General features: G+C 71.8%; 26 protein-coding genes. 8 read left to right on the forward strand and 18 right to left on the reverse strand.

Features of this window, described 5'->3' with window-relative positions:
- Positions 1-4: 4 nt before the first annotated feature.
- Entirely contained in the window at positions 5-1,585 is a 1,581-nt protein-coding gene (locus ACZ7GX_RS10405; protein ID WP_498775015.1) for a sensor histidine kinase, read from the reverse strand.
- Between the two features lie 46 nt (positions 1,586-1,631).
- The gene (locus ACZ7GX_RS10410) at positions 1,632-2,030 is read right to left on the reverse strand and encodes a pyridoxamine 5'-phosphate oxidase family protein (protein WP_498775017.1); all 399 of its coding nucleotides are present in this window, start codon (positions 2,028-2,030) and stop codon (positions 1,632-1,634) included.
- Between the two features lie 115 nt (positions 2,031-2,145).
- On the opposite strand from ACZ7GX_RS10410, the gene ACZ7GX_RS10415 reads away from it, so the two are divergent.
- Positions 2,146-3,018: an arylamine N-acetyltransferase family protein gene (locus ACZ7GX_RS10415; protein WP_498775019.1), complete on the forward strand. Its 873-nt coding sequence runs from the start codon at positions 2,146-2,148 to the stop codon at positions 3,016-3,018.
- On the opposite strand, the gene ACZ7GX_RS10420 is transcribed toward ACZ7GX_RS10415, so the two are convergent.
- The 4 genes from ACZ7GX_RS10420 to ACZ7GX_RS10435 are packed head-to-tail and all read right to left on the reverse strand — an operon-like array spanning position 2,990 to position 6,265.
- Complete coding sequence (locus ACZ7GX_RS10420) at positions 2,990-3,514, reverse strand: hypothetical protein (RefSeq protein WP_498775021.1); 525 nt, start codon at positions 3,512-3,514, stop codon at positions 2,990-2,992. The genes ACZ7GX_RS10415 and ACZ7GX_RS10420 overlap by 29 nt on opposite strands.
- Positions 3,511-4,095, reverse strand: coding sequence for a hypothetical protein (locus ACZ7GX_RS10425; protein WP_498775023.1), 585 nt, complete (start codon positions 4,093-4,095; stop codon positions 3,511-3,513). Before ACZ7GX_RS10425 ends, ACZ7GX_RS10420 begins: the two co-directional genes overlap by 4 nt.
- Positions 4,092-5,057, reverse strand: coding sequence for a methylmalonyl Co-A mutase-associated GTPase MeaB (meaB, locus tag ACZ7GX_RS10430; protein ID WP_498775025.1), 966 nt, complete (start codon positions 5,055-5,057; stop codon positions 4,092-4,094). The genes ACZ7GX_RS10425 and meaB overlap by 4 nt, the downstream gene beginning before the upstream one ends.
- A gap of 11 nt (positions 5,058-5,068) precedes the next feature.
- Positions 5,069-6,265, reverse strand: coding sequence for an acetyl-CoA C-acetyltransferase (locus ACZ7GX_RS10435; RefSeq protein ID WP_498775027.1), 1,197 nt, complete (start codon positions 6,263-6,265; stop codon positions 5,069-5,071).
- A gap of 125 nt (positions 6,266-6,390) precedes the next feature.
- Here ACZ7GX_RS10435 and mce point away from each other — a divergent pair, with 125 nt between their 5' ends.
- Positions 6,391-6,834, forward strand: a complete 444-nt coding sequence (gene mce / locus ACZ7GX_RS10440; RefSeq protein ID WP_498775029.1) for a methylmalonyl-CoA epimerase — start codon at positions 6,391-6,393, stop codon at positions 6,832-6,834.
- Between the two features lie 32 nt (positions 6,835-6,866).
- Here the strand turns inward: mce and ACZ7GX_RS10445 are convergent, their stop codons facing one another.
- Positions 6,867-7,424 (reverse strand): TetR/AcrR family transcriptional regulator, encoded by a 558-nt coding sequence (locus ACZ7GX_RS10445; RefSeq protein WP_498775031.1) that lies wholly within the window; start codon positions 7,422-7,424, stop codon positions 6,867-6,869.
- A 67-nt stretch (positions 7,425-7,491) separates the two neighbouring features.
- Positions 7,492-7,854: an SPW repeat protein gene (locus ACZ7GX_RS10450; RefSeq protein WP_498775033.1), complete on the reverse strand. Its 363-nt coding sequence runs from the start codon at positions 7,852-7,854 to the stop codon at positions 7,492-7,494.
- Between the two features lie 214 nt (positions 7,855-8,068).
- Here ACZ7GX_RS10450 and ccrA point away from each other — a divergent pair, with 214 nt between their 5' ends.
- Entirely contained in the window at positions 8,069-9,382 is a 1,314-nt protein-coding gene (gene ccrA, locus ACZ7GX_RS10455; protein WP_498775035.1) for a crotonyl-CoA carboxylase/reductase, read from the forward strand.
- A gap of 69 nt (positions 9,383-9,451) precedes the next feature.
- Positions 9,452-10,693 carry a chromosome segregation protein gene (locus ACZ7GX_RS10460; RefSeq protein WP_498775037.1) on the forward strand — a complete coding sequence of 414 codons (1,242 nt, stop codon included), beginning with the start codon at positions 9,452-9,454 and terminating at the stop codon, positions 10,691-10,693.
- Positions 10,694-10,713: 20 nt separating this feature from the next.
- Here the strand turns inward: ACZ7GX_RS10460 and ACZ7GX_RS10465 are convergent, their stop codons facing one another.
- A complete protein-coding gene (locus ACZ7GX_RS10465) occupies positions 10,714-11,424 on the reverse strand; it encodes an alpha/beta fold hydrolase (RefSeq protein WP_498775039.1) in 711 nt (236 codons plus the stop codon).
- Between the two features lie 37 nt (positions 11,425-11,461).
- Between ACZ7GX_RS10465 and ACZ7GX_RS10470 the strand changes: the two genes are divergently transcribed.
- Positions 11,462-11,998 carry a GNAT family N-acetyltransferase gene (locus ACZ7GX_RS10470; protein WP_498775041.1) on the forward strand — a complete coding sequence of 179 codons (537 nt, stop codon included), beginning with the start codon at positions 11,462-11,464 and terminating at the stop codon, positions 11,996-11,998.
- Here the strand turns inward: ACZ7GX_RS10470 and ACZ7GX_RS10475 are convergent.
- Complete coding sequence (locus tag ACZ7GX_RS10475; RefSeq protein WP_498775043.1) at positions 11,974-12,732, reverse strand: alpha/beta hydrolase; 759 nt, start codon at positions 12,730-12,732, stop codon at positions 11,974-11,976. The genes ACZ7GX_RS10470 and ACZ7GX_RS10475 overlap by 25 nt on opposite strands.
- Positions 12,733-13,201: 469 nt before the next feature.
- The gene (locus tag ACZ7GX_RS10480) at positions 13,202-13,495 is read right to left on the reverse strand and encodes an Rv1322 family protein (RefSeq protein ID WP_498775045.1); all 294 of its coding nucleotides are present in this window, start codon (positions 13,493-13,495) and stop codon (positions 13,202-13,204) included.
- A 91-nt stretch (positions 13,496-13,586) separates the two neighbouring features.
- Between ACZ7GX_RS10480 and ACZ7GX_RS10485 the strand changes: the two genes are divergently transcribed.
- Both ACZ7GX_RS10485 and ACZ7GX_RS10490 read left to right on the forward strand, forming a co-directional pair.
- Positions 13,587-13,964 carry a hypothetical protein gene (locus tag ACZ7GX_RS10485; protein WP_498775047.1) on the forward strand — a complete coding sequence of 126 codons (378 nt, stop codon included), beginning with the start codon at positions 13,587-13,589 and terminating at the stop codon, positions 13,962-13,964.
- Between the two features lie 5 nt (positions 13,965-13,969).
- Complete coding sequence (locus ACZ7GX_RS10490; protein WP_498775049.1) at positions 13,970-14,182, forward strand: FmdB family zinc ribbon protein; 213 nt, start codon at positions 13,970-13,972, stop codon at positions 14,180-14,182.
- A gap of 382 nt (positions 14,183-14,564) precedes the next feature.
- Here ACZ7GX_RS10490 and ACZ7GX_RS10495 read toward each other — a convergent pair whose 3' ends face one another.
- The 5 genes from ACZ7GX_RS10495 to dhaK all read right to left on the reverse strand — a co-directional run bounded on the left by ACZ7GX_RS10495 (position 14,565) and on the right by dhaK (position 19,401).
- Positions 14,565-15,146, reverse strand: a complete 582-nt coding sequence (locus ACZ7GX_RS10495; protein ID WP_498775051.1) for a DUF3558 family protein — start codon at positions 15,144-15,146, stop codon at positions 14,565-14,567.
- Between the two features lie 60 nt (positions 15,147-15,206).
- Positions 15,207-16,985, reverse strand: coding sequence for a 3-hydroxyacyl-CoA dehydrogenase family protein (locus ACZ7GX_RS10500; RefSeq protein ID WP_498775053.1), 1,779 nt, complete (start codon positions 16,983-16,985; stop codon positions 15,207-15,209).
- Between the two features lie 135 nt (positions 16,986-17,120).
- Positions 17,121-17,777 (reverse strand): dihydroxyacetone kinase phosphoryl donor subunit DhaM, encoded by a 657-nt coding sequence (dhaM, locus tag ACZ7GX_RS10505; protein WP_498775055.1) that lies wholly within the window; start codon positions 17,775-17,777, stop codon positions 17,121-17,123.
- The gene (gene dhaL / locus ACZ7GX_RS10510) at positions 17,774-18,400 is read right to left on the reverse strand and encodes a dihydroxyacetone kinase subunit DhaL (protein ID WP_498775057.1); all 627 of its coding nucleotides are present in this window, start codon (positions 18,398-18,400) and stop codon (positions 17,774-17,776) included. The genes dhaM and dhaL overlap by 4 nt, the downstream gene beginning before the upstream one ends.
- The gene (gene dhaK / locus ACZ7GX_RS10515) at positions 18,400-19,401 is read right to left on the reverse strand and encodes a dihydroxyacetone kinase subunit DhaK (RefSeq protein ID WP_498775059.1); all 1,002 of its coding nucleotides are present in this window, start codon (positions 19,399-19,401) and stop codon (positions 18,400-18,402) included. The genes dhaL and dhaK overlap by 1 nt, the downstream gene beginning before the upstream one ends.
- Positions 19,402-19,532: 131 nt before the next feature.
- Between dhaK and ACZ7GX_RS10520 the strand changes: the two genes are divergently transcribed.
- Positions 19,533-20,537, forward strand: a complete 1,005-nt coding sequence (locus ACZ7GX_RS10520) for an ABC transporter substrate-binding protein (protein WP_498775061.1) — start codon at positions 19,533-19,535, stop codon at positions 20,535-20,537.
- Positions 20,538-20,795: 258 nt separating this feature from the next.
- Here ACZ7GX_RS10520 and ACZ7GX_RS10525 read toward each other — a convergent pair whose 3' ends face one another.
- The gene (locus ACZ7GX_RS10525; protein WP_498775063.1) at positions 20,796-22,301 is read right to left on the reverse strand and encodes an aldehyde dehydrogenase family protein; all 1,506 of its coding nucleotides are present in this window, start codon (positions 22,299-22,301) and stop codon (positions 20,796-20,798) included.
- 77 nt (positions 22,302-22,378) lie between these two features.
- Positions 22,379-23,377, reverse strand: a complete 999-nt coding sequence (locus ACZ7GX_RS10530; RefSeq protein ID WP_498775065.1) for a DUF3558 domain-containing protein — start codon at positions 23,375-23,377, stop codon at positions 22,379-22,381.
- Between the last annotated feature and the right edge of the window lie 118 nt (positions 23,378-23,495).

Consider the following 23,495-nt stretch of genomic DNA (forward strand, 5'->3'; position numbering starts at 1 on the left):
CTCCCTACACCGATACCAACGGGACGGACCACGTCAGCGTTACACCCCGGCCCTCGGCCGACTCGACCTCGCACGAACCGTCCCACCTCGCGGCGCGCGCCGCCATGTTCACCAGGCCGCCGGTGTGCCCGCCCCGGCCGCGCGGCAGGCCTTCGCCGTCGTCGCGCACGACCAGCCGCAGGTTCGTCGCCGCCCGGTCGACCACCACCTCGACCTCGACGTTCTTCGCCGACGCGTGCCGCGCCGCGTTGGCCAGCGCCTCGCGCAACGTGGCCAGCAGGTCCGGCCGCACGTGGTCGGGCACCACCGAGTCGATCGGGCCGTCCATCGCCAGCGACGGCTCGAAGCCGAGCAGCCGGGCCGACTCCTGCACCACCTTCATCAGCTGGGCGCGCAGGTCGGCCGCGCCGGCGGGCGGCTCCTGGAGCGAGAAGATGGTGCGCCGGATCTCCCGGATGGTCTGGTCGACCTCGCTGACGAAGTCCGCCAGCCGCTGGGCCACCATCGGCTGCTCCACCAGCCCGTTCATGCTCTGCAAGCCCAGGCCGAGCCCGAACAGCCGCTGCACGACCAGGTCGTGCAGGTCGCGGGCGATCCGGTCGCGGTCCTCCAGCACGGCCAGCCGCCGTCCCGCGCCGGTGGCCCTGGTGAACTCCAGGATCAGCGCGGCCTGCCGGGCGAACGACTCGACCAGCGCCACGTCGGAGGCGTCGAACGCCCGCTGCTCGCGCGCACGCGCCACCATCAGCACGCCGAGCACCCGTTGCCCGGCGGCCAGCGGCACGAACACCACCGGCCCGATCCGGCGCTGGCCGGGCAGCCCGTCGAGCACCTTGGCCTTGCCGGTCTCGAACACCTCGTGGGCCGGGCCGCCCTCGCCGATCGCGCTGAACCCCCGCATCTCGCCGTCCACCACCCGAGCGGCCAGCTCACCCTGCACGTCGGGCAGCGCCAGCAGCGCGTTCACGCCGTCGGCGGCCAGCCGGGCGCGCACCGCGACCAGGCGCAGCGCGTCCCGGTCCGGTGTGCCGGTGAGCAGCGCGTTCGTCACCTCGTTCGACGCGCGCAGCCACACCTCCCGCTGCTGCGACTGCGCGTAGAGCCGGGCGTTCTCGATCGCGATGCCCGCCGCCGCGGCCACCGCCACCACGAGCTCGCGGTCGGCGCGGGTGAAGTCGGCGCCGTCGGCCTTGTCGCTGAGGTAGAGGTTGCCGAACACCGAGCCGCGCACGTGCACCGGCACGCCGAGGAAGCCGGGACCGGACGGGTCGAACGTCGTCGCCTCGGACCCGGTCTTCTCGTAGTCGGTGTTGTGGTGGCCGTCGTCGTAGGTGAACTCCAGCAGCTGCCGGTTCGGCCCGATCACGGCCAGCGCGCCGTACCGGGCGCCGACCAGGTCGCACGAGGACTCCACGACGCGGCGCAGCACGTCCGGCAGCGACAGGTCGCTGGCCAGCGAGACGACCGCGGCCAGCAGCCGGTGCAGCCGCTCCTGCGAGACGACCACCTCGGTGGTGCGGTCGGTCAGCTCGCGCAGCAGGCCGTCCAGCCGCGTCGCGGCGTTCGCGTCCGGGGATCCGGCCACCCGAGACCACCCTCCGGGTCGGAGGTTTCGAGGTTAACGCCTCCGGCTACGGGATGCGACGGCCCGACAGCACCTCCAGGTCGACGACCAGGTAGTGGTCGCCGCCGCCGACCCCGCGCGAGGCCAGCGGCAGCTGCCGCAGCCGGGCCAGCCGCACCTGCTCCTCGACCTCGGTGACGTGCCCGACCGCCATCACCGACCAGCCGTGCGACAGGTCGGGCGCGACGTCGTCGATCTGGAACGCGACGATGGTGTCCCGGGCGACGAGGGTGGCGCTGCCGTCCGGCACGCGCAGCACGACGCACTCCCCGTCGAGCACGAACACGACGGGGTGCACCACCGGCAAGGCCATGTGGGTGTAGACGAGGCGGCCGATGGCGGCCGTGCCGAGCAGCTCCAGGCATTCCTCGCGGGACAGGACCTGAAGTCCAGCGGAGTCGTACATCGCACCTCTTCGTCACGCCCCAGTCGCTGGGATAAACGTTCGGCGCTGTGATCGTCGTTGCCTAGAGTCGGAAGTCCCGGCTTCCACGCATCCCACCCGGATGGGGGATTTCCAGATGCCATCACTCGACCTAACCGCGCTGCTGCGCCGCCTCGGTCTGCGCGAGGCCGAGCCCCCGGGCGTGGCGGCGTTGACCCGGCTGCACCGGGCGTTCGCCGAACGGGTGCCGTACGAGACGGTGGAGATCCAGCTCGGTCGCGTGACCTCGCTGGACCCGCTCGACTCGGCGGCCCGCGTGCTGGCGGGCCGCGGCGGGTACTGCTTCCAGCTCAACGGCGCGTTCGCCGAGCTGCTGAGCGCGCTCGGCTACCACGTGACCCGGCATCCCGGCGGCGTGCAGATGACGGCGGACGACGAGCCGGTGATCTGCCGCAGCCACCTCGCGCTCACCGTCCGCGACCTGCCGGACTCGGACGACGTCTGGCTGGTGGACGCCGGGCTGGGCGACGGGCTGCACTCGCCGCTGCCGCTGCGGGCGGGCGTCCACCGCCAGGGCCCGTTCGCGTTCGAGCTGGGGCCGTCGACGGCGGCGCCGGGCGCGTGGCGGTTCGGGCACGACGTGCGCGGGAGCTTCCACGCCATGCACTTCGCGCCGGACGCGGTCGGCCTCGACCACTTCACCGACCGGCACGTGCACCTGTCCACGTCGCCGGAGTCGGGGTTCGTGCGCACGTTCGGCGTGCTGCGGACCGACGCCGAGGGCTGGGACGTGCTGCGCGCGTTGACCCTGTCCCGGATCGAGGAGACGACCACCAAGACCGTGCTGGAGGACCGGGCCGACTGGTTCACCGCCCTGGCCGACGTCTACGGCCTGGTCCTCGCCGAGGCCGACCGCGAACCGCTGTGGCGCAAGGCGGTGTCCCAGCACGAGGCGCACCTGGCGGCGACCGCCCGTTCGGTCACACCACAGCGCCCCGACCGACGCTGAAGTGGGTCACGTACCCCCGGTACAGCTGGGGCGCGTGCCGCTTGAGCGCCAGGTCGAGCAGGTCGTTGCCGGTGTCGTCGGGCAGCTGGACCCAGTGGCCGAACGGGGTCGTCGGCACGCTGCGGTACGTGGCGGCGAAGGCCCTCGGGTCGTTCGGCGCGAGGTGCAGCCACAGCGCGGGCTTGGGCTTGGCGTCGTAGGACAGCGACACCCCGGCCAGCTCGTACCAGGGCACGGCCCACGTCTTGCCCTTCTCCACCCAGCGCAGGCCCTGCGGCTCGACGACCAGCCGGCGCAGCCGGGCCTTCCCCCGCCAGACGCCGCCGCCGATCAGGCCGCCGAGCACGACCACCGGCCCGACGAACATCGCGGCCAGGTGGCCGTCGGAGTACGACAGGAACATCAGCAGCACGCCGAACAGCGTGAAGCCGAGCTGGACCGCCAGCCCGGCACGTCGTTCGGCCTGGTTGCCGAAGGGAATCTCGATCTCTCTCACGACAACCCCACAGTGAAACCCTCGTCCTGCACCCCTCGGTACAGGTGCGGTGCGAACCCGAGCACGGCGCGCTCGACCACCGGGACCAACGCGGCCGCGTCGCCCAGCGGCAGCCGGTAGGCGCCGTCCTCGCGGGCCAGGTGCGCCATGTCGGCGTGCCGGTCCCGGAAAGCCTGGTGGTCGGCGGGCAGCAGGTCCAGCCTGACCATGGTCTTGCGCAGCACGGCGTCGGCCGGGTTAACGACCCGTTCCCGCGTCCGCGAGATCCGCACCGCGCCCAGCTCGTGCCACGCCACGGCCCACGGCGCGCCTTGCGGGTCGTCCCACCGCACGCCCGGGGCCTCGAAGACGAGCTTGCGCGGCCGGGAGATCTTCTTCCAGTTGAGCACCGCGCCCAGCGCGATGCCCGTGAACGCGAGCCCGATGACCAGCGCGATCGTCCCGCCGACGCCCTCGCCGTCGGCGTAGGCGCTCACCGCGCCGACGAGTGCAAGCACCCCGAGCCCACCGGCGACCACCCCGCCGATGATCACCCGACGGGTGTCCCGCGTGCCGATGTCCACCACCACCGGCGTCGTCATGCCCCCACCCCCTCGACCAGTCGGTCAGCCGCAGCGTAGGGGTCCAGCTCACCCGCCACGACCCGTTTGGCCAGGGTTTCGAGGGCGGACGCGCCGCGCAATCCGCCGATCCGGGAACGCAGCCGCTCCAGCGCGATGGCCTCGATCTCGCCCGCGGCCCTGTTCGCGCGGCGTCGTGCCAGCTCACCGCGTTCGACGAGCCAGGCGTGGTGCGCCTCGACCGCGTCCACGACCTCGTCCAGCCCTTCGGCGCGGGAGGCGACCGTCTTCACCACGGGAGGCCGCCACAGCCCGCCTTCCCGCTCCCGGCGGCCCAGCGAGATCATGTGCTTGAGGTCGCGCGCGGTCTGGTCGGCGCCGTCGCGGTCGGCCTTGTTGACCACGAACACGTCGGCGATCTCCAGGATGCCCGCCTTCGCGGCCTGCACGCCGTCACCCATGCCGGGCGCGAGCAGCACCACCGTGGTGTCGGCCAGCGACACCACCTCGACCTCGGACTGGCCGACGCCGACCGTCTCGACCAGCACCACGTCGCAGCCCGCCGCGTCGAGCACGCGCAACGCCTGCGGCGTGGCCCAGGACAGCCCGCCCAGGTGGCCGCGGGTGGCCATGGACCGGATGAACACGCAGGGGTCGGTGGCGTGCTCGCCCATCCGCACCCGGTCGCCGAGCAGCGCGCCGCCGGAGAACGGCGACGACGGGTCCACGGCCAGCACCCCGACCCGCTTGCCACGCCTGCGGTAGGCCGCGACCAGCGCGGACGTCGACGTGGACTTGCCGACGCCCGGCGCGCCCGTCAACCCGATGACCTGCGCGTTGCCGCAGAACGGCGCCAGTGCGCCCGCCACCTCGCGCAGCTGCGGGCCGCCGTCCTCGACGAGCGAGATCAGCCTGGCGACCGCGCGCGGCTGCCCTTCGCGCGCGCGGTCGACCAGCTCGGCTACGTCAACGGTTCGGGCCACTCCTGCAGATCCTAGGCAGCGGGGCCCTTGGGCACGCGGACGATCAGGGCGTCGCCCTGCCCGCCGCCGCCGCACAGGGCCGCCGCGCCGACCCCGCCGCCGCGCCGCTTCAGCTCCAGCGCGAGGTGCAGCGCGATGCGGGCGCCCGACATGCCGATCGGGTGGCCGAGCGCGATCGCGCCGCCGTTGACGTTGACCTTGTCCTCGGGCACGCCCAGCTCGCGGGTGGAGACCAGGCCGACCGCGGCGAACGCCTCGTTGATCTCGACCAGGTCCAGGTCGGCCGGGTCGATGCCCTCCTTCGCGCACGCGGCCTTGATCGCGTTCGCGGGCTGCTCGTGCAGGCTGGCGTCCGGGCCCGCCACGACGCCGTGCGCGCCGATCTCGGCCAGCCAGGTCAGCCCCAGCTCCTCGGCCTTGGCCTTGCTCATCACGACGACGGCCGCCGCGCCGTCGGAGATCTGCGACGCCGAGCCCGCGGTGATCGTGCCGTCGGAGGCGAACGCCGGGCGCAGCTTGGCCAGCGTCTCCGCGGTGGTGTCGGCGCGCACGCCCTCGTCGGTGGCGACCAGCACCGGGTCGCCCTTGCGCTGCGGGATGGAGACGGGCGCGATCTCCTCGGCGAAGACGCCGTTCGCCGCGGCCTTGGCGGCCAGCTGGTGCGACCGGGCCGAGAACGCGTCCTGCTCCTCGCGGGTCAGGCCGTAGCGGGCGTTGAACTTCTCCGTGGAGGCGCCCATCGCGACCTGGTCGAACGCGCAGAACAGGCCGTCGTGCGCCATGTGGTCGATCATCGTGACGTCGCCGTACTTGAACCCGCCGCGCGACTTGGGCAGCAGGTGCGGCGCCTGGGTCATCGACTCCTGACCGCCCGCCACCACGACGTCGAACTCGCCGGCGCGGATCAGTTGGTCGGCCAGCGCGATCGCGTCGATGCCGGACAGGCACACCTTGTTGATCGTCAGCGCGGGCACGGTCATGGGGATGCCCGCGTTCACCGCGGCCTGGCGGGCCGGGATCTGCCCCGCGCCACCGGTCAGCACCTGCCCCATGATCACGTACTGCACCTGCTCGGGCGCGACTCCGGCCCGTTCCAGGGCCGCCTTGATCGCGACGCCACCGAGCTGGGCGCCGGAGAAGTCCTTCAACGATCCGAGCAGTCGCCCCATCGGGGTACGGGCCCCGGCGACGATGACGGAACCGGACACAGCGGCCTCCACAGCGGGTGTAAGCGGTTGTTAACTGGCCACGATACCCACGGTTACCGCAGGGTAGCCCTGTGAGGCGTCGCACAGGGCGACCTGCACCGATTCGGCCACTAGCCTATCCGGCCATGGAAGAACTGCGCGGTTTCGTCACAGCCATCGACCACGTCGGCATCGCCGTGCCGGACCTCGACGCCGCGATCGCGTTCCACCGCGAGCACTTCGGCCTCGAGGTCGCGCACGAGGAGGTCAACGAGGAGCAGGGCGTGCGCGAGGCGATGCTGCGCGCGCCGGGCGACGACGGCACGGGCACCGCCGTGCAGCTGCTCGCGCCGCTGACGCCGGAGTCGACCATCGCGAAGTTCATCGGCCGGTCCGGGCCGGGGCTGCAGCAGCTGGCCTACCGGGTGTCCGATGTGGACGCGGCGGCGGAGGCGCTGCGCGGCAAGGGCTTGCGGCTGCTGTACGAGGCGGCGCGGCGCGGCACGTCCGACAGCCGGGTCAACTTCGTGCACCCCAAGGACGCGGGCGGCGTGCTGGTGGAGCTCGTCGAGCCCGCGCCGACCCACTAAGCCGCCCGCCTGGCGCGTTCCGGAGTCGCCGGCTACGGGCGTTCCAGGGCGGCGGCCACGAACGTCAGCTCCAGTTCCATCCGGTCGTCGTCCGGCGCGTGGCGGGCCACCGAGTGCCGGTAGCTGACCGCGAGGCCGAGCAGCGCGGAGGCGCTGTCGACGTCCTTCGCGGCCACCGCCGCGCCGCCGGCCGCCACGATGACGTTGCGGATCTGCCGCACCACCGACCGGTAGCGCTCGTGCAGCGCGTCGCGGACCGCCTTGTGCGTGTCCGCCTCGCGCCACAGCAGGTGGCTGAGCAGCGGCGAGGAGTCGAGCCGGGCGTCCAGCGCGGCGACCAGCCTGCGCAGGCTCTCCGCGATGTCGCCGACGACCACGACCCGGCGCGCGTCGACGTTGCCGTCCGGCAGGCGCTGCACGAGCGCCGCCAGCAGGTCGGTCTTGCGGCGGAAGTAGTAGTGCACGAGCCCTTTGGGCACGGCGGCCCGTTCGGCGATGCGCGAGGTCGGCGTCGCGTCGAAACCCGACTCGGCGAACAACTCCTCGGCCGCTTGCAGGATCCGTTCCCGGGCCGACGAGTCCTCTGCCAATGCCTGCGCCCTTTCCCGTTGGTCCGGGCCCACGGCGACCAGCCGCGGGCCCGGGGTGTCGTCACTCTCAGGCGGTGCCGGCGATCCGGCCGCCGTGGGCGGCGTTCGCCAGCGGGACCGCCATGGCGCCCGCCGCGACGGTCAGCGCGCCGCCGACCCACGAGATCCAGGACGCCGCCATCAGGTCGCTGTAGCCCATCACCCACGGGGAGATGAACAGCAGCGCGCCGAGGACCATCTGGAACCACTCGCCGTACACCATCCCGGGCATCGCGAGCGACGCGAGGCCGTCGATGGCGATCAGTGCGCCGAGCACGATCATCGTCCACATGGCCCCGGTGGTCGTCTCCACCACCAGGGGCGAGAGCAGCACCAGGACGCCGATGACGACCTCGGCCCAGTCCTGCCACCTGGTCCACGCCTTAGCCATGACTCGTACCTCCGTCCTCATCAATCGGACGGCTTCGATGCTCCGCTTGATTGGCCGCCCGGTCAAGACCGACCGATCGGGGGAAATGCCAGTGCGGTGGCTCACAGCGCCGGTTCTGAATCGGTTACCCGTGGGTAACCTCCGGCCACCTGCGTGGACCTCATAGAGCCCGCCACACCCGACCATCCCGAAGCCCCCATTGGGAGGGAACGCCGTGCAGAAGATCCTCGACGCGATCCTCGCGGACGAACTGGACGCGATCGGATCACTGGACGTACCGGAGAGCTACCGGGGCGTGACGGTGCACGCCGACGAGGTCAAGATGTTCGAGGGCTTGGCCACCAAGGACAAGGACCCGCGCAAGTCGCTGCACGTCGACGAGGTCGCCACCCCGGAGCTCGGCCCCGGCGAGGCGCTGGTGGCCGTGATGGCGAGCGCCATCAACTACAACACCGTGTGGACCTCGATCTTCGAGCCGCTGTCGACGTTCGCGTTCCTGAAGAAGTACGGCGGCAGGCACGACCAGCCGTTCCACGTGGTCGGCTCCGACCTCGCGGGCGTGGTGCTGCGCACGGGACCGGGCGTGAACGCCTGGAAGCCCGGTGACCGGGTCGTCGCGCACTGCCTCGACGTGCAGCTGGAGCACCACGACGGGCACAGCGACACCATGCTCGACCCCGAGCAGCGCATCTGGGGCTTCGAGACCAACTACGGCGGCCTCGCCGAGATCGCGCTGGTCAAGGCCAACCAGCTGATGCCGATGCCCGCCCACCTGACGTGGGAGGAGGCGGCGTCACCCGGCCTGGTGAACTCCACCGCCTACCGGCAGCTCGTGTCCACCAACGGCGCGAACATGAAGCAGGGCGACACCGTGCTGATCTGGGGCGCGTCCGGCGGCCTCGGCTCCTACGCGACCCAGTTCGCGCTCAACGGCGGCGCCACCCCGGTGTGCGTGGTGTCGTCGCCGGAGAAGGCGGAGATCTGCCGCCGGATGGGCGCGGAGCTGATCATCGACCGCAGCGCCGAGGGCTACCGGTTCTGGAAGGACGAGCACGAGCAGGACCCGCGCGAGTGGAAGCGGCTCGGCGCGAAGATCCGCGAGCTGACCGGCGGCGACGACCCGGACATCGTGTTCGAGCACCCCGGCCGGGAGACGTTCGGCGCGTCGGTCTACGTGACGCGCAAGGGCGGCACGATCGTGACGTGCGCGTCCACCAGCGGGTACATGCACCAGTACGACAACCGGTACCTGTGGATGCACCTCAAGCGGATCGTCGGCTCGCACTTCGCGAACTACCGGGAGGCCTGGGAGGCCAACCGGTTGGTCGCCAAGGGGAAGATCCACCCGACACTGTCCAAGGTGTACTCCATGGAGGACACCGGGCAGGCCGCGTACGACGTGCACCGCAACGCCCACCAGGGCAAGGTGGGCGTGCTGACGTTGGCGCCGGAGGAGGGCCTCGGCGTGCGCGACCACGAGCTGCGGGCCACCCACCTGGACGCGATCAACCGTTTCCGGGGCGTCTAAAGCGAAATCACCCCTGATGTGCGGCGCTCGGGTGACCGCCGCGCATCGGGAGCGGGTAGCGTGAGCGGCATGGGCCTCGCCGACGACCGTGACCTCGTCCCCCTGGGATCCGGCTTCGACATCGTCAAGCGCGGGTACGACCGCGCCCAGGTCGAGGACCACCTGGAACGCCTCGACTCCGACCTGCGCCTGCTCGCGGCCGACCGGGACGCGGCGGTCTCGCAGACCAACGACCTGGCCCGTCAGCTCGAGGCGGCGCGGTCGGAGATCGCGGAGCTGCGCGGCCAGGTGGAGCGGCTGTCGCTGCCGCCGACCACGTTGGAGGGCCTGAGCGAGCGGTTGCAGCGGATGCTGCGGCTCGCGCAGGACGAGGCGAACGAGATCAAGGCGCGGGCCGAGGCCGAGGGCGGGCACATCCGCGCCAAGGCCGAGGCCGACGCCGGGGTGCTGCGCACCCGGTACGAGAAGCTGATCGCCGAGCTGGACCAGCGGCGCGCCGACATGGAGGCCGAGCACCGGGGCGTGCTGGAGAAGGCGCGGGCCGAGGCCGAGCGGACGGTCGGCGAGGCCCGCGCCGAGGCCGCGCGGTTGGACGAGGAGTCGCTCCAGCGCCGGACCACGGTCGAGGAGGACTTCGAGATCGCGATGGCGGCCCGGCGGGTCGAGTCGATGAAGACGCTGGCCGAGCAGGAGGCGGCGTCGAAGGGCGAGGCCGAGCGGCGGTTGCGCGAGGCGGCGGAGGAAGCCGCGCGCGTGCGTGCCCAGATCGCGCAGGAGCAGGCCGCGTCGAACGCCGAGGCGCAGCGCTTGGTGCGCGAGGCGACCGAGGAGGCCAACCGGCGTCGGCACGACTCCGTCAGCGAGGCCACGGCCCGCGTGCAGGAGGCGACCGACGAGGCGAACCGCCGGGTGCGCGAGGCGACGGAGGAAGCGAACCGCCGCGTCACCCAGGCGACCCAGAAGGTGGACGCCCTCCGCCAGCTCCGCAACCGGCTGTCCCAGCAGCTGCACGCCGTGAGCTCCGCCCTGCACGATGTGACCCCCCTCCTGGACCCGCTGGAGGAGGAACGCCCAGCGCCCGACTCTTCTCCGGCCCCGGCGGCCACTGCCACCCCTGCTTCCGCCCCCACCCCGGCTGCCTCTCCGACCCCGGCCGCCGCCCCCGCCGGTGGCGCCACCACCGGCGGCGCCACCGCCGCCAAGCCCCCTGCCTCCGCCCCTTCCCCCTCTCCCACCTCTTCCCCTTCTCCGGCCCCGGACGGCCCGACCCAGAAGATCGCGCGCCCGAAGGCCCAACCCACCAAGCGCTGATCCTCGGGGCCCTACCGCTCTCACACGCCGACGCGCCGTCGCCAGTCCACAACGGCGGCGGCGAACGCGTCCGGCGCCTCCAGCGGAGTCAGGTGGCCGACGCCCGGCAGCTCCAGGTACTCGCCCTGCCGGAGCACCCCGGCCAGCTCGCGGGCCAACGCGGGCGGCGTGAGCGCGTCGTGCTCCCCCACCAGCACCAACGCGGGCACGTCCACCTCCGCCAGCACCCCGGTCGAATCCGGCCGCGCGGCCATCGCCCGCTGCGCCCACACCACCTCCGCCGGGTCCTGATCGAGGATCAACTCACGCACCCGCCGGACCACGGCCTCGTCCGGCTCCGGTCCGAGCAGCCCGCTCACGACCGTGTCCGGCACCCAGCCGAGCCCTTCCGCCTCGACCCGTGCGGCCATCGTCAGCCGGTTCGCCCGCGCCTCCTCCGTGTCGGCGCCGGCCCGCGTGTCGGCCAGCAGGAGCCCGGCCACCCGGGACGGGTCGCGCCGCAGCACGGCCATCGCCACGTACCCGCCCATCGAGCACCCGCCGAGCACCGCGCGTTCGATCTCGCGCTCGTCGAGCAACCGCAGCACGTCGTCCGCAACAGCCACCAGATCGGGTGAACGATCGCCGCCCCGCTGGTCGGGCGTGATCGATTTCAGCAGGTCACGCACCCCGTCCCACATCCGTGAGTCGAACGGGAAGGCGTGCAGGAGGACGAGCGGAGCAGTTTCCATACCCGGAATTGTCGGACCCCGGAGCTAGCTTCGTCGCATGACCTCCACGCCCGAACCGGACGAGATGCGCACCGACCGCCTCCTGCTCAGACGCGTCGGCCGCGCTGACGTGCGCGCGGCGATCGCGGTGCTGTCGGATCCGGGGACGAACCGCTTCAACCCGGCGGGGCCACCGTCGGCGGAGCAGGCGGCGAAGATGCTGGCCGAGTGGCAGGTCCACTGGGCGCGCGACGGCATCGGGTACTGGGCCGTGGAGCTGCCGGAGACCAGCGAGGTCATCGGCTTCGGCGGCCTGCGGCACCACGAGCTGGACGGCGAGCGGACGTTGAACCTGTTCTACCGGTTCCGCCCCCGGCACTGGGGGCGCGGCTACGCACCGGAGATGGCGCGCGCGGCCATCGACTGGGCACGCCGGGCGCGACCGGACCGTCCGGTCACGATCATCACCGACCCCGGCAACACGCCCTCCCAGCGCGTCGCGGAGAAGCTGGGCTTCGCGCACGTGGGCGACAGCCGGGCCGCCGGGGATCCGGTGCTGGTCTGGCGGCGTCAGGAGGTCGCGATGGCCGTCTGATGCTGCTCGTGAGGGCCGGACCAGGTGCGCGGCAGTGGCGTGGGCACCTCGGGTACGGCCGCGGACACGATCGCGTCCAGCACCTCTTCGGTGTACCCGACCATGAGGTGCTTGGCGCCGGGGAAGTCGATGACGTCCGCGGTCGGGAGCTCCGCGCCGAACCGCCGCCTGGCCTCGGCTGGTGGCAGGTAGGTGTCGAACTCGGGCACCAGGCACACCACCGGCTTGCCCGCACGCGCCCAGGTGCGCAAGTGCTCGGCCTTGCTCCACCGCAGGGGAGGTGAGATCAACACGGCGCCCTCGACCACCGGCTCGCACCCGTGCATGAGTGCGAGGTCGGTGCCGAACGACCAGCCGACGAGCCACACCGAGGGCAACCCGCGCTCGGCCACGAACGCCAGGGCGGCAGCCACATCCAGCCGTTCGCCCACGGCGTGGTCGAACGCGCCCTCACTGCACCCGGCCGCACTGGCCGTGCCCCGCGTGTTGAACCGCAACACCGCAAGGCCGGCCAGCGCGGGCAACCGCCAAGCCGCCTTGCGGTAGAGGTGGGAGTCCATCATCCCGCCGTGCGTCGGCAACGGGTGCAACAACACCACGGTGGCCAACGGCTCCCGGTCGACCGGCAACGCCAACTCACCAACCAACCGAAGCCCATCCGCCGTCGACAACCTCACCGCTTCCCGGCGTGCCGGCAGCACGGTGTTGGCCCTGATCGGCACATCACCACCCACAGCCACATCGTGCCACCACCCAACCCGACCACTGCCGAGTCACGGCTCGAACCGGCCCGAACCGGTCCGAGCCGAACCGGGCTGAGCCGGGTCGGGCTTGGTCGGGCTGACTTGGCCGGGCTGGGCTGGACTCAGCCGAGCCGAGCTGGGCTCCGCCGGGCCGGGCCGAGCCGGGCCAGGCTGAACCGTCCACCGGCCGCCCCGGCATCCATCCAGCCGCCCTGCACCGCCGTCCGCCCTGCCCCGCCGTCCAGCCGCCCACAGCCGTCCAGCCGCCCCCACTCCCCAGCTGGCAGCCCCGCTGTCCGGCTGGCGGTCTTGGGGTCCGGCTGGCGGTCTTGGGGTCCGGCTGGCGGTCGCGCTGCCCGCCCTTCCATCCGGCGGTTCCGGCGGCGGGCGGACGGTGATCCGTCCCGCCCTCTCACCCGCCCACCCGCGCCCGCCCCTGCCCGTCCGTCAGTACAGAGCGTCACCAGCGGCGGGTGGTGGGGCCTCGGCGGCGGCGGGAGGTCCAGCAGCCCTGGTGCCAGTGGCGGCGGTCTTCTACCGAGCCGTAGTCGCCGGCGGGCCAGGCGACGATGTGCGGGGTGCCCGGGCGGATCTCGTGGTCGCAGCCTGGGCAGCGGTAGGTCTTGGTGGTGGAACTGCCGGAGACGGTGCGCACCAGCCACTCGCCGTCCGAGGCGCTTTCGGCGCGCGCCCAACCGTGCCCACCGATGGGTGAGGGCTCGTCGGGGCGTTGCGGGCGGTTACGACGTGGCACGAGAAGCGAGGGTATCCGGGCTCGCCCTGGGTGATCGCCTACGGTCCACTGGGTGAGCAAGTGGCAACGGGTCGTATTAACCCTGCTCCTGATGATCGAAGTGGCCGTGACCTTGGTGCCGGTGGTGCGCGGCCTGCTCTTCGAGCCGTCCCCGCCGGACATCGTCGCCGGTGACGAGGCGCGGCAGGTCCTGCAGGAGGGGGACGTGCCGGTCGGCCAGCCGCGCTGGCTCCGCCAGGGCGTGCTGCTGAGCACGACGATGTTGATGCTGGTCACGGCACTGTCGGCGCTGGCTCCGGTGTGGTTGCGGCCCAGCTCGCGGATGTGGGTGGCGACGTTCGCCGGCACCCACCTGGCCGCCGCCGGCCTGGGCTGGGTGCACGGCCTGCCGCTGTTGACCCTGCTCGCGGCGGTGTCAGCAGTTGGGGTGCCCTTGCTGGTGCTCGCACCGCCGCGCCAGGGACAATGAGCGACGTGCCAACCTACGAATTCCGTTGCAAGGCGTGCGGCTCGACCTTCGACGTGAAGCGCTCGATGGATGAGGCCTCCGCGCCCGCGCCGTGCCCGAACGGCCACGACGACACCGTGAAGCTGCTCTCCATGGCCGGTCTGGGCGGCAAGGCCAACGCGCCCGCCGGTGGCGCCGGTGGTGGGGGCGGGTGCTGCGGCGGCGGCTGCTGCAGCTAACCCGGTCAGACCAGTGGCCAGTGGCTAAGGGCCGGTGATTGCCGGCCGGTGGCTGGTGGCCAGGGGGTAGTGGCCGGAGACCTGGGCGGGTTCGAGCCCAGGTCCGGGTCCAGGCTTGAGCCGAGGCCCGAGTGCGCGCTCGGGCGCGCGAGCACCGCGATCACCACCGCCGTCGCCGCACGCCAAGGTGCGGCCGGTCGAACGCGCGTCGAACCCGCTCGACCTTCGCCTCGCCTCGGCCGGTCCTGCGCCTGTGGACCCGAGCGAGCGAACCGCGCCCAGCGAGCCAGGCCAGCGAACCGGTGGTCACCCGAGCAAGCCGGACCACCGGGGACAGGCACGCGGGGACAGGCAGGGACCACCGCAGCAAGCCGAACGCAGCTCAGACGGTCGGTTCCTTCTCCAGCAGCACCTCGGCCACCTTCTTGCCCTGGTCGCAGATCGCGCCGAAACGAGCCGACCCGTCGATCACGATGATCCCGAGCCCGCCACCGGCGTAGTCCATCACCAGCACGCACGACGGCTGCACGGACGTGTCCGTCGTCCGGTCGAAGTAGGTCACCTTCCGGTCACCCAGGTCGAACTCGCCGTTGTTCTGCTCCAACGTGATCGACCGCCCCTCGCGGAACCGCAAGGTCACGCCCACGTCCAGCGAGCCGACCGACGTCTGCCACTTGCACGACTGGTCGAACTCCGAGTCGTAACCGGTCTCCGTCGGCTCGGCGCCCTTGTCCGGCACGTCGTAGGGCAGGTCCTTCCACCCGATCAACGCGCAGATGTCGCCGACGTCCCCGCTCGGCTCACCGGACGGGTCCGGGGACCCCGTCGGCGTGCGCGGAGCCGACGTGAACGGCGGGTCGACGTCGAGCAACTGCTCCGCCACCGGGGTGCCGTTGACCGTGTACGCGCAGGCGCTCGTCAGACCGAACGCCGCCACCAGGAGCGAGATCACCACACGCCGCATGGTGACCACGATGCCAAACGCCGAAACCCGACACGCCATCAGCCCGCACAAACGTGCCCCTCAGGACACGTAGTCGCGGAAACCCTTGCCCGTCTTGCGCCCCAGCCGCCCGGCCTTCACCAGGTGCTCCAACAGCGGCGAGGGCGCGAACCCGGCCTCGCGGAACTCCAGGTACAGGCTCCGCTCGATGGCCAGCGACACGTCCAGCCCGACCACGTCCAGCAGCTCGAACGGCCCCATCGGCAACGAGCAGCCGACCTTCATCGCGTTGTCGATGTCGTCGGCCGACGCGTAGTGCGCCTCCAGCATCTTCACCGCGTCGTTCAGGTACGGGAACAGCAGCGCGTTCACGATGAACCCGGCGCGGTCGCCGCAGTGCACCGGAACCTTGCCCAGGTCGAGGCACACCCGGCGCGCCGTGGCCACGACATCGGCCGACGTCGAGATCGTCTCCACGACCTCCACCAGCTTCATCACCTGCGCCGGGTTGAAGAAGTGCAGCCCGACCACGTCACCGGGACGGGCGGTCGCCGCGGCGCACTCGATCACCGGCAGCGAGGACGTCGTGGTCGCCAGCACCGCACCCGGCTTGCACACCTCGTCCAGCGCCTCGAACACCGCCTTCTTGATCGACAGCTCCTCGGCCACCGCCTCGACCACCAGGTCGCAGTCGGCCAGGCCCGCGAAGTCGACGACCGGCGTCACGCGGGCCAGCGCGGCGTCCCGGTCCTCCGCCGACAACCTGCCCCGCGAGACCGCCTTCTCCAACGACTTGCGCACCTTCCCCACCGCCGCGTCGGCCTTCTCCTCCGAACGCGCCCGCAGCACCACGTCGTACCCGCGCTTGGCGAACACCTCGACGATCCCCGTGGCCATCGTCCCGGTGCCGATCACACCGACCCGCTGCACCTCGCGCGCGGGCTCGCCCTCCGCCGACGCGACCGGCGTGAGCACGTCCGGCACGACGACCGGCGAGTCCGGCCCGTCGTAGGTGTAGAAGCCGCGCCCGCTCTTGCGCCCCAGCAACCCCGCCGTGATCATCTGCTTCAGCAACGGCGCCGGCGCGTGCAGCCGGTTGCGCGACTGGTGGTACATCGTGTCCAGGATCTCGTACGCCGTGTCCAGCCCGATGAGGTCGAGCACGGCCAGCGGACCCATGGGGTAGCCGCACCCGTACCGCATGGCGGCGTCGAGGTCTTCCCTTGTCGCGTAACGGGACTCGTACATCCGCACCGCGTGGTTGAGGTAGCCGAACAGCAGCGCGTTGGCGATGAACCCGGCCCGGTCCCCGATGACGACCGGCGACTTGCCCAGCCCTTCGGCGAACGCGACCACGTCGGTCACCACGTCCGGCTCGGTGACGACCGTGCGGATCACCTCGACCAGCTTCAACACCGGCGCGGGGTTGAAGAAGTGCAGGCCGACGACCTTGCCCGGCCGTCCGGTGTGGACACCGATCTCGGTGATCGACAGCGACGAGGTGTTCGACGCGAACACCGTGTCCGGGCCGCAGATCCGGTCCAGCTCCTCGAACACGGCGGCCTTGAGCTCCATCCGCTCCGGCACCGCTTCGACCACCAGGTCGACACCGGCCAACGCGTCCAGCGACGTGGCGTAGGAGATGCGGGCCAACGTCGCGTCACGCTCGTCCGACGACAGCTTGCCGCCCGCCACCGCGCGGTCCGTCGAGTGGTCCAGGTGGCCGCGACCGCGAGCCAGGCCCGCCTCGTCCACGTCGACCGCCACCACGGTGATGCCGGTCCGCGCGAGGACTTCGGCGATACCGGCGCCCATCGTGCCGAGACCGACGACACCGACCGTGTTGAACTGGCGCGTCACTGTTGACCTCCCACTCACCGGAGTGGCTACCGGACGGTAACTTGACCGCGACTATCCCACGGCCGTCACGCTTCGTGCGCGTGAGCTTCACCATCGGTATCGAGCAAGTAATCGGTCCAGGCGCGTCTCAACCGCTCATTCGTCGAACCCCCGCGCGGCCAGTTCCTCCACCCTCCGCACGGCCTCCGCCGCGTCGACGCCCGACGCCACCACCTCCACCCGCGCACCGCCCGGCGCGCCCAACCCCATCAACGCCAGCACGCTCTTGGCGTCCGCCGACTCCTCGCCGAACCGCACCACCACCGACGCGTCCAACGAGTCCAACGCCCGCACCACCAGCGCCGCCGGCCGCGCGTGCAACCCCACCGAGTTCGTCAGCTCCACGTCCGCCCGCACGACATCGCCCTCCGCCACCGACGCCGGCGTGACGGTCCCGGCGGTCGACGCCGCCGCGGCCACCTCCGCCAACCCGGCCCCGCCCTGCGCCCGCACGGCCGCCGCCACCGCACCCTCGACCAACGGCGCGTCCACCACGACGACGGACCCCTCCGCCTCCTCGGCGGCCATGTCCGCCACCATCTTCGCGCTGCCGAGGTCGAACAGGACCACGACCCCGGACCCGGAATCGGCCTGCGCGATGGCCTCCCCGACGGCCACGTAATCCGTGCCCAGGCCACCCGACCCGTCACCACCGGACGGCACGATCGCCACCGTCGGCGCCATCTGCCCGGCCAACTCGGCGACGCCCGCGGCCAACTGCCGGCTGTGCGACACCACGACGAGCCCGATCACCGCGCCCTCCCCGCCAACGTCCGCAACACCAGCGCCGTCGACCGCGCGCCCGGGTCCAGGTGCCCCGCGCTGCGCTCACCCAGGTACGAGGCACGGCCCTTCCGCGCCACCATCGGCACCGTCGAGTCGGCGCCCAGCTCGGCCGCGTCGGCAGCCGCCGCCAGCACCTCCGCCACCCCGCCGCCGGTCGCCGCCACGGACTCCGCGGCCGCCACCGCGGGCGTCAGCGCGTCCACCATCGTCTTGTCGCCCACAGACGCCTTCCCCCGCGCCACCACCCCCTCCAACGCCGCGTGCAACGCCGCCGCCACCGCCGCGCCGTCGATCGCGGCGACATCGCCCACCGACGTCGCCGCCCGCAGGAACGCCGTCCCGTACAACGGCCCCGCGGCCCCGCCCACCGTCGAGATCAACGTCGTGGCCGCCAACCGCAGCACCCCGCCGGGCGACGACGGCACCTCGTCCAGTTTCGACTCCAACGCCCGGAAACCCCGGGCCATGTTCTCGCCGTGGTCGCCGTCGCCGATCTCGCGGTCCAACCGGATCAGCTCCTCGCGGTGCTCGACCACCACCGCCGCCACCGCCCGCATCGCCTCCGCGACCGACTCCGCCGTGCAGTCCATCAGACGCCCCACCGCAGCGCCGGGGTGTGCACGGGCGCGTCCCACAACTCGATCATCTCGTCGTCCAGCTTCAACACCGTCAAGCTCATCCCCTGCATCTCCAGACTGGTGATGTACGGCCCGACCAACCGCCGTTCCACGACGATGCCCCGCTCCGCCAGCAGCCGCTCCGCGATCCCGTGCGCCAAGTACAACTCGATCAACGGCGTCCCGCCCATCGAGTTCGTGAACAGCAGGACCCGGTCGCCCTCGCCGAACGGGAGGTCCTCCAGCACCGGGTCGAGCAGGGCCTTCACCATCTCGTCCGCCGAGCCCACCGCGACCCGGCTGCGCCCCGGCTCGCCGTGGATCCCGATCCCCAGCTCCATCTCGTCGTCGGCCAACGTGAACGACGGCTCCCCCGCGTGCGGCACCGTGCAGGCCGTCAACGCCAACCCCATCGACCGCACCTGCCCGACGACCCGCCGCGCCAACGCCTCGCAGCCGTCCAGGTCGACCCCTCGTTCGGCCGCGGCCCCGACGATCTTCTCCAGCAGGACCGTCCCACCCACACCACGCCGCCCGGCCGTGTACAGCGAGTCCTTCACCGCGACGTCGTCGTCGATGACGACCGTCCGCACGTCCACGCCGTCAGCCGCCGCCAGCTCAGCGGCCGTCTCGAAGTTGAGCACGTCACCCGTGTAGTTCTTCACGATCAGCAACGCGCCCGCGCCGCCATCGGTCCGCGCCACGGCCGCCGCCACCTGATCGGGTGTGGGCGACGTGAACACCGGGCCGGGACAGGCCGCGTCGAGCATCCCCCGCCCGACGAACCCGCCGTGCAACGGCTCGTGCCCGGAACCCCCGCCCGAGATGACGGCCACCTTCCGCGACACCGGCGCGTCCGCCCGCAGCACCACCGCCGGGTCGTACTGGATCTCCAGCAGGTCGGCGTGCGCGAGCGCCATGCCGCGCAGCGCGTCGACCACCACGGTCGCCGGATCGTTGATGACCTTCTTCACGGGTGGACCTCCCGATCGACGCTGATCACCCCATTACTACTCCACCGCGAGCGGCCCCGAAAGCGGAAGCTACGGTGAGGCAACCCTAAGAACAGCAGGTCAGTGACCTGGAGTAGTGGAGGAACCCCGGAGTGTCGAACACCAGGATCGCGGCGCTGCTAGCAGCCGCCCTCACCCTCGCCGCGTGCGGCCAGACCGAGACGCCCGCCGACAAACCCGCGGTGGCCCAGGGCGGTTCGGAGTTCGGCAAGGCGGGCGAGAAGAGCGCCGGCTTCGGCACCGACGCCCAACCCGGCCAGTTCCCCCGCACGATCAAGCACGCCATGGGCGAGACCGTGATCGAGAAGCGCCCGGAACGCGTCGTCGTCCTCGACGGCGGCGAGCTGGACAACGTCGTCGCCCTGGGCATCAAGCCGGTCGGCGTCGCCTACCCGGACGGCGCGCCCACCATGCCCGGCTACATCGGCGACAAGGCGGGCAACCCGGAGAACGTCGGCGGCATCACCAGCCTCAACCTGGAGACGATCGCCAAGCTCCAGCCCGACCTCATCATCGGCTCCCAGCTGCGCGCCGAGCAGCAGTACCCGAAGCTCTCGGAAATCGCACCGACCGTCTTCGCCGCCCGGCCCGGCTACACGTGGAAGGAGAACTTCCGCCTGAACGCCGCCGCCCTCGACCGCTCCACCGAGGCCGAGAAGCTCATCGGCGACTACGAGGCCCACGCCAAGCGCGTCGGCGAGACCATCGAGTCCAAGGCGGGCAAGCGCCCGACGATCACCATGCTCCGCTTCATGCCGGGCAAGATCAGGCTCTACGCCAAGAAGAGCTTCATCGGCACGATCCTGATCGACGCGGGCCTGCCCCAACCCCCGGCCAGCCAGGTGGACGACCTGGCCGTCGAGGTCAGCACCGAGCAGATCGCCCAAGCGGACGCCGACTGGATCCTCATCGGCACCTACGGCGACCAAACCAAAACGGCCCAAAGCCAGGTCCTCGGCGGCCCGCTCTGGCAAACCCTGAACGCCGTCAAGTCCAACCACGCCAAGCCGGTCCCCGACGAAACCTGGTTCCTGGGCCTGGGCGTCCTCGCCGCCGAAGAAGTCCTCACCGACCTCGAACAAACCCTCACACCCTGACCCCCAACGCACCACAACGGCCCCGCAGCTCACCCACCGAGTCCACTTGCCCCAACCGCCGCACAACGGACCCGGAACCGCCGCACCCAGGCCCGATTTGACATGGGTTCGGGTGCCATAGGCTGGTCGAAGCCGGGCAGGCTTGGCGGACGCTTTTCCCGCCATGCCTGCCCGGCTTCGGCCTGCCTGGGGTGCCCGTAAGGGCCCCATGTCAAATCGAGCCGAACGAGACCACCACCGCCCCGCCCAACCCCACCGTCAGCGGCCGTACAGGACTCGGACCAACCGCACGACGTGCCGCAGAGTCCGCGACCCGCGGTCATACGTCATCGGGTTCAGCAGGGCGCCGAACCGCTTCCGAGTCACCGAGTGGGCGTAGGCGAACTCCCGCAGCCCGTCCTCCCCGTGGATCCGCCCGAACCCCGAATCCCCCACCCCGCCGAACGGCAACCCGGGCACGGACGCGTACGCCAACACCGAGTTGATCGACACCATCCCGCACCGCAGCCTGTCCGCCAACTCCTCCCCCCGGTTGCGCGAGAACACCGACGCGCCGAGCCCGTAGGCCAGCGAGTTGGCCCGCCGGACCGCCTCGTCCGCGTCGGCCACCCGCGTGACCACCAACGTCGGCCCGAACGTCTCCTCGGTCACCGCGGTCGAATCGTCGGGCACGTCCACCAGCACCACCGGCTCGACGTACGGCGGCCGGATCGACTCCAACCCGCCGACCACCGCCCTGCCGCCCCGCTCCAGCGCGTCGGCCACGTGCGACTGGATCACGTCGACCTGCTTGGGCATGGTGATCGGCCCGAAGTGCGCATCGGCCTCGCCACCGGGCCGCAGCTTCTTCGCCTTCTCCACCACCAACCCGATGAACTCGTCGTACACCGCGTCGGCCACGTAGACCCGCTCGACCCCGGCGCACGTCTGCCCGGAGTTGAAGATCCCGCCCCACACCGCGCCGTCCGCCGCCGCCCGGACGTCGGCGTCCTCGGCCACGATCAGCGGATCCTTGCCGCCGCACTCCACCAGCACCGGCGTCAACGACGCGGCACACGCCGCCATCACCTTCTTGCCCGTCGCCGTCGACCCGGTGAACGCCAGCTTGTCCACCCCGGAGGTGCACAACGCCGCGCCGGTCTCACCGAACCCGGTCACCACCTGCAGCACCGGGAACTCCGGCACCACCTCGCCGAACGTCGACGCCAGGAACACCCCGACCCCCGGCGTGAACTCCGACGGCTTGAACACCACCGCGTTCCCCGCCGCCAGCGCGTACGCGATCGACCCCATCGGCGTGAACGCCGGGTAGTTCCACGGCCCGATCACGCCGACCACGCCCAGCGGCCGGTACTCCAGCGTCGCCGCGTGGTTGTACATCAACATCCCGCGCGAGACCTTGCGCTTGCCCAACACCCTGGGCGCGTGCTTCGCCGCCCAGTGCAGGTGGTCGATCACCAGCGCCAGCTCGGCCCGCGCGTCGTCGGCCGACTTGCCGGTCTCGGCGCTGATCAGCACCTGGAACTCGTCCAACCGCTTGAGCAGCACCTTGCGCCAGGCGTCGAGCCGCGCCCGCCTGCCCTCGAAGCCCAACCCCGCCCAGAACACCGAGGCGTCCCGAGCCACCCGCACGGCCTCCCGGACCTCGTCCGCCGACTTCACCACGTGGTGGTCGACGACCTCACCCGTGCGGGGGTCGAGCGAGGCGAACCTCCGCTGCCCGTCGTCGGCCCGCGCCGGAGTGGTGGGAACGGTCTGCGTCATCGGACCCTCCTAGCACAAGCACGAACACGGGGGTTACTCGACAGTAACGGGTAACGGGGGGTGATGTCAGCCCCCGTTCAGCCCTTCGGGATCTTGCCGAGGACGGACTTGGCGAACGCCACGGCGGCCGCGCACCGGTCGAACTCGGTCGCCTTCGGCGCGCCCGACTTGACCTGGACGATCTCGCCCTCGTTGTCCGAGCCGGCCAGCTGCACCCACTTGACCTCGCACGACGGGAACGCCGTGCTGTTGGACACCTGGTAGCCGACCACGCCGCCACCCAGGTCGACCTCGGTCTGCTTGTCGTCGAACGAGCGGTCCTTCGGGATGTAGGTCTCGCGGAACGCCAGCGACAGCTCGCGGTCGTCGCCGACCCAGGCGCAGTTGTGCAGCCCGTACGGGTACACACGGTAATCAGGGCCCGCCGCCGCGTCGACCGCCGCCTTGTCCGCCAGGGCGCACGGGTCGAGCGTGATCAGCGAGCCCTTGGCGGGCGTCCGGGTCGCCGAGCGCTCCTTGATCTGCTCGACCACCGCCTCGGCCATCTCACGCCCCGGCGCGCACGCGTCGCCGTCCTCGTACCCGATCTGCACCGTGAGGCCCAGCCCGGGCTCCTCCTGCGTGATCACCGAGACGAAGCACGCGCTGTTCTCCAGCACCTGCTCGTAGCTGCGCAGGCCGGCGAGCTGCTTGTCGGCCTTCTTCAGCTCGCTGGTCATGGTCTGGCCGACCTCGACCGTGACGGCCAGGTCCTTGCCGCCCTTGTCCTTCATGAAGTTCGAGCACCGGCTGAACCCGCTGCGCGACCGGTCGCCGGGCGTGCCGAACCGCTTCAGCACGTCCTCGTCGAGCAGCTCGCACGGGTCGATCAGCCGCAGCTTGTCCGGCGCGAACGCCGGGTCGACCGGCTGGCCGTTCGCGGGCGGCGGCGACTTCTGACTCGACCCGCCCGGGTCGGAGACGTTCTCGGCGTCGGCCGGGATCGTGGTGCGCGGGAACTTCTGCTTGGCCAGATCCGCCCCGGCACAGCCGGCCAGCAGCAGGATCAAGCTCAACACGGCGACGAGACGGGGCACGAGGTGCACGGTAGCGACCGAGTGCTCCATTCGTGGCACGAACCCTGTGTCCGTCCTCACGACAGTCATCGGGAACGATTCAGAAGATCGACGCGCTGAACCTGGTGGACCCGATGAA

The organism is Actinosynnema sp. NPDC037264, assembly GCF_055603705.1.